Consider the following 4,593-nt stretch of genomic DNA (forward strand, 5'->3'; position numbering starts at 1 on the left):
AGGGCGGTGTGCACGAGAAGGTGCTCGCCATCGCGTGGGAGAAACAGTCGGAATCGAATGCCATGTGGGCTCTGTCGATTCCGGTGCCGTTCACCATGCCGGTCGGCGCAGGCGCCGGTGGCTACTTCGCACCCCATGTCCGCTCGTATATCCGGCGGTCCAACGCACCCTTGCATGTCGGTGCGATGGTCGCGGCGAAGGATCGCCGCAACGGAGCCAAGAATCCGCACGCTCATCTCAAACAGGGCGATAAAACCGTCGAAGAAGTACTGGCCACCCAGATGCTGTGGGACCCGATCCGTTTCGACGAAACCTGCCCGTCCTCCGACGGCGCCTGCGCCGTAGTGATCGGCGGCGAGAAATCGGCGACCGCTGTGGAGGCGTCCGGGAAGAAGGTGGGCTGGATCCACGCCACCGCCATGCGCACCGAACCGCTGGCCTACGCAGGCCGCGACCAGGTGAATCCGCAAGCCGGCCAGGAAGCGGCCAAGGCGCTGTGGGCCCAAGCCGGGATCACCGATCCACTGGCCGAGATCGACGCGGCCGAGATCTACGTCCCGTTCTCCTGGTTCGAACCGATGTGGCTGGAAAACCTCGGCTTCGCCGCCCCTGGCGACGGCTGGAAACTCACCGACAAGGGGGAAACCGAAATCGGTGGCCTGCTGCCGGTCAACCCGTCCGGTGGGGTGCTCTCGTCCAACCCGATCGGCGCGTCCGGCATGATCCGCTTCGCTGAGGCCGCCAAACAGGTGATGGGCCGGGCGGGCGACTATCAGGTCGAGAACGCTCGCAAGGCATTCGGACACGCCTACGGTGGCGGTTCGCAGTACTTCTCGATGTGGGTTGTGGGATCGGAGCGGCGATGAAGTTCACACTCGGTATCGCATTGAGTCCACTCGAGCAGCTGCCCGAGCTGGCGCGCACCGCAGAGGAGTGCGGTTTCTCGTCGATCGCGCTACCGGATTCGCTTTTCTATATGAAGTCGCAGGCGGCGAAGTACCCGTACACGCCGGATGGCAGCCGCTTCTGGGGCCCGGAAACGCCATGGGTGGATCCGCTGATCGGTGCAACCGCGATGGCGGCGGTGACCACCCGGATCCGTTTCTACACCAATGTGCTCAAACTCGGTTCGCGTAATCCACTGCTGCTGGCACGGCAGGTGGGTTCGGTGGCGAATATGTCTGGTAACCGGTTCGGGTTCGGTGTCGGGATCGGCTGGGCGCCGGAAGAGTTCGAGTGGTGCGGTGTGCCGTACGCGCGCCGTGGCGCACGGGTCGACGAGATGATCGAGGTCATCAAGCTTGTCCTTGGCGGCGGGATGGTCGAATTCCACGGCGAGTTCTTCGATTTCGACGAACTGCAGATGAGCCCCGCACCGAGCGAACCGGTGCCGTTCTATATCGGCGGCCACACCGACGCGGCGCTGCGGCGCGCAGCGCGGGTCGGGGACGGCTGGACGTCGGCGATGATGAAATTCGACGACCTGTGCCGCACCATCGACACCCTCGCCACGCTGCGGGCAGAGTACGGCCGCGCCGATGTGCCGTTCGAAATCCAGGCGGTCTGTATCGATAAGTTCGGTCGCTCCGGATATCAGGATCTGGCCGATGCCGGTGTCACCGACGCGATCGTGGTGCCGTGGTTGGCCGAGGGCATCGGTTTCGACGGTGAGCTGGCCGCCAAACAGGACGCGCTGCGTAAGTTCGCCGCCGAGAACATTCAGGACCCGATCCAGTGAGCACACAAGAACATCCCGCCCGCCGGGCCGGGCTCGCCTCACAGGCCGCGGTGCGAGCCCGCGACAAACAGGCATGGCTGGACCTCTTCGCTGCCGACGGCATTGTCGAGGATCCGATCGGCCCCTCCGGTTTCGACCCGGAGGGCAAGGGTCACCGCGGGCACGAGGCGATCTCCGCGTTCTGGGATAAAGCCATCGCGGCGACCGAGTCGATCGAATTCCTGTTCGGCGACTCGTTTGCCTGCGGCGCGGAGGTCGCGTTCACCGGAACCATCCGCACCACCATCGGCGGGCACCGCATCGACGCCGAGGGTGTGTTCACCTACCGGGTGGATGCGGCAGGCAAGATCGCCGCGCTGCGCGCGTACTGGGAAGTCGATCGCGCTATGGCGACGACGAAGCGGATCGACTGATACCCCAGCACCAACGGCAAAGCCCCCGTACCCAGAGGTACGGGGGCTTTATCCACTATCCACCAGAACTCAGCTTGCGGCGTGGCCAGTGACCGGGCAGCCGCCCTTATAGTCCACCGGGAATTCCTTGATCCCGTTGAGCCAGCCGGAACGCAGCCGCTTCGCCTCACCTACTTTGGTGATATCCGGGAGGTGGTCGGCGATGGCGTTGAAAATGAGGTCGATTTCCAGTCTGGCCAGGTTGGCGCCGATGCAGTAGTGGGCGCCGGTTCCGCCGAAGGCCACATGCGGGTTGTCCTTGCGCATGATGTCGAACTTCTCAGGGTTTTCGAAGGCGTCCTCATCGAAGTTCCCCGAACGGTAGAGCAGCACCAGACGTTGCCCCTTCTTGATCTGCACCCCACCTAGTTCGGTGTCTTCCAGGGCGGTGCGCTGGAACGAGGTCACCGGCGTGGCCCACCGGATGATCTCGTCGACGGCGGTGGCAGGCCGCTCCTTCTTGTACAGCTCCCACTGGTCGGGGTTGTCCAGGAAGGCCATCATGCCGTGGGTGATCGCGTTGCGGGTGGTCTCGTTACCGGCGACGGCCAGCAGGATGACGAAGAAACCGAACTCTTCGGGCGACAGTTTGTCGCCGTCGACATCGGCTTCGATCAGGGTGGTGACGATATCGTCGGCCGGGCACGCCTTACGTGCTTCCGCCATCTGGTACGCATAGCCGAGGATTTCGGTCGAGGCGGCCACCGGATCGATATCGATATCCGGGTCGTCGTAACCTGTCATCTCGTTCGACCAGGTGAAGACCTTCATCCGATCTTCCTGCGGGATGCCGATCAGTTCGGCGATGGCCTGCAGCGGCAGCTCACAGGCCACCTGGGTGACGAAATCTCCGAAACCGGACTCCGCCGCCGCGGTCACGATGGCCTCGGCGCGGGCAGAAAGCTCGGCGCGCAGCGAGTTGATCGCGCGCGGGGTGAAGCCGCGGGAGATGATCTTGCGCATCCGCGTGTGTTCGGGAGCGTCCATATTCAGCAGGACGAACCGCTGCAGCTCGATCTGCTGACGCTCGATATCGTCGTTGAACCGGGGGATAGCAGTGTTCTCGAACGTGGAGAACACCTCGCTGCGCCGCGACACCTCCCTGATGTCGGCGAGCTTGCTGACCACCCAGAACCCGTCGTCGGTGAACCCGCCGACATCCGGCGATTTGGGGTTCCACCAGATGGGTGCTGACCGCCGCAGTTCGGCGAATTCTTCGACCGGAACCCGCACGGCGTAGATGTCGGGGTCCGTGACGTCGAACCCGTCCGGCAGGTTCGGCCGCGCATTCCGGGTCTCTACCACCAGACGCCTCCTTCAACGTAACTGAAACACGTTCTACAATTATTGAAGCACAGGCGGCACAATGAGGAAAGAAACGGGACAGATCCGCCGCGAGCCAGCGTGGTGAACACGTTTCAGTTTTCTGTCCCATTGAGGAAAGGTTGAACATGGGCACACCTGTGATCGTCGAAGCCGCGCGCACCCCCATCGGCAAACGCAACGGCTGGCTGTCGGGCCTGCATGCGGCAGAGATTCTCGGCCTGGCGCAGCGCGGCTTGCTCGAACGCGCCCACCTGGATCCGAGCTCGGTCGAACAGGTCATCGGCGGCTGTGTCACCCAGGCCGGCGAGCAGTCCAACAACATCACCCGCACCGCCTGGCTGCACGCAGGCCTGCCGTGGCAGGTCGGCGCCACCACCATCGACGCCCAGTGCGGTTCGGCCCAGCAGGCCAATCACCTCATCGCCGGCCTCATCGCCGCCGACGCCATCGATATCGGCATCGCCTGCGGTGTGGAGGCGATGAGCCGGGTTCCGCTGGGCGCCAACGTCGGTGAGCACGCCGGGCCGCGCAGGCCGGCTTCGTGGGATATCGATATGCCCAACCAGTTCCAGGCCGCCGAGCGAATCGCCAAGCGGCGCGGTATTACTCGTGAAGACATCGACGCGTTCGGTGTCCGCTCGCAGCAGTTGGCGGCGCAGGCGTGGGCCGAGGGCCGGTTCGACCGTGAGGTACTCGCGGTGAGCGCACCCGCGGTGGACAAGGAAGGCAATCTCACCGGGGAGAAGCTGGACGTCACCCGGGACCAGGGTTTGCGCGATACCAGCCTGGAAAGCCTCGCCAAGCTGAAGCCGGTACTCGAGGGTGGCATTCACACCGCGGGCACCTCCTCGCAGATCTCCGACGGCGCGGCCGCGGTGCTGCTGATGGATGAAAAAGCCGCGCAGCGCGAGGGTTTACGCCCGCGTGCCCGGATTCGGACCCAGGTGCTGGTGGGTGCGGAGCCGGAATTCCATCTCGACGGCCCGGTTCAAGCATGCACCCGGCTGCTGGAGCGATCCGGAATGAGCATCGGCGATATCGATCTGTTCGAAATCAACGAGGCATTCGCTTCCGTTG

The 4,593-nt window shown here is 64.3% G+C and carries 5 protein-coding genes; 4 read left to right on the forward strand and 1 reads right to left on the reverse strand.

The genetic code is table 11. From position 1 onward, the window contains the following. The 3 genes from B0T44_RS25990 to B0T44_RS26000 form a co-directional block, all read left to right on the forward strand. Window positions 1–866: thiolase domain-containing protein (locus B0T44_RS25990; RefSeq protein WP_139795376.1), on the forward strand; the 866-nt coding region annotated here is incomplete at its 5' end. Further along, entirely contained in the window at window positions 863–1,738 is an 876-nt protein-coding gene (locus B0T44_RS25995) for a TIGR03619 family F420-dependent LLM class oxidoreductase (protein WP_077115621.1), read from the forward strand. The genes B0T44_RS25990 and B0T44_RS25995, both read left to right, overlap by 4 nt. Continuing rightward, window positions 1,735–2,151, forward strand: a complete 417-nt coding sequence (locus B0T44_RS26000) for a nuclear transport factor 2 family protein (protein ID WP_077115620.1) — start codon at window positions 1,735–1,737, stop codon at window positions 2,149–2,151. The genes B0T44_RS25995 and B0T44_RS26000 overlap by 4 nt, the downstream gene beginning before the upstream one ends. A gap of 69 nt (window positions 2,152–2,220) precedes the next feature. Here the strand turns inward: B0T44_RS26000 and B0T44_RS26005 are convergent, their stop codons facing one another. Beyond that, complete coding sequence (locus tag B0T44_RS26005) at window positions 2,221–3,495, reverse strand: cytochrome P450 (RefSeq protein WP_077115619.1); 1,275 nt, start codon at window positions 3,493–3,495, stop codon at window positions 2,221–2,223. A gap of 146 nt (window positions 3,496–3,641) precedes the next feature. Here B0T44_RS26005 and B0T44_RS26010 point away from each other — a divergent pair. After that, a partial coding sequence (locus tag B0T44_RS26010) for a steroid 3-ketoacyl-CoA thiolase (protein WP_081512732.1) occupies window positions 3,642–4,593 on the forward strand: 952 nt, incomplete at its 3' end.

Source organism: Nocardia donostiensis (assembly GCF_002081715.1).
Taxonomy (GTDB): domain Bacteria; phylum Actinomycetota; class Actinomycetes; order Mycobacteriales; family Mycobacteriaceae; genus Nocardia; species Nocardia donostiensis.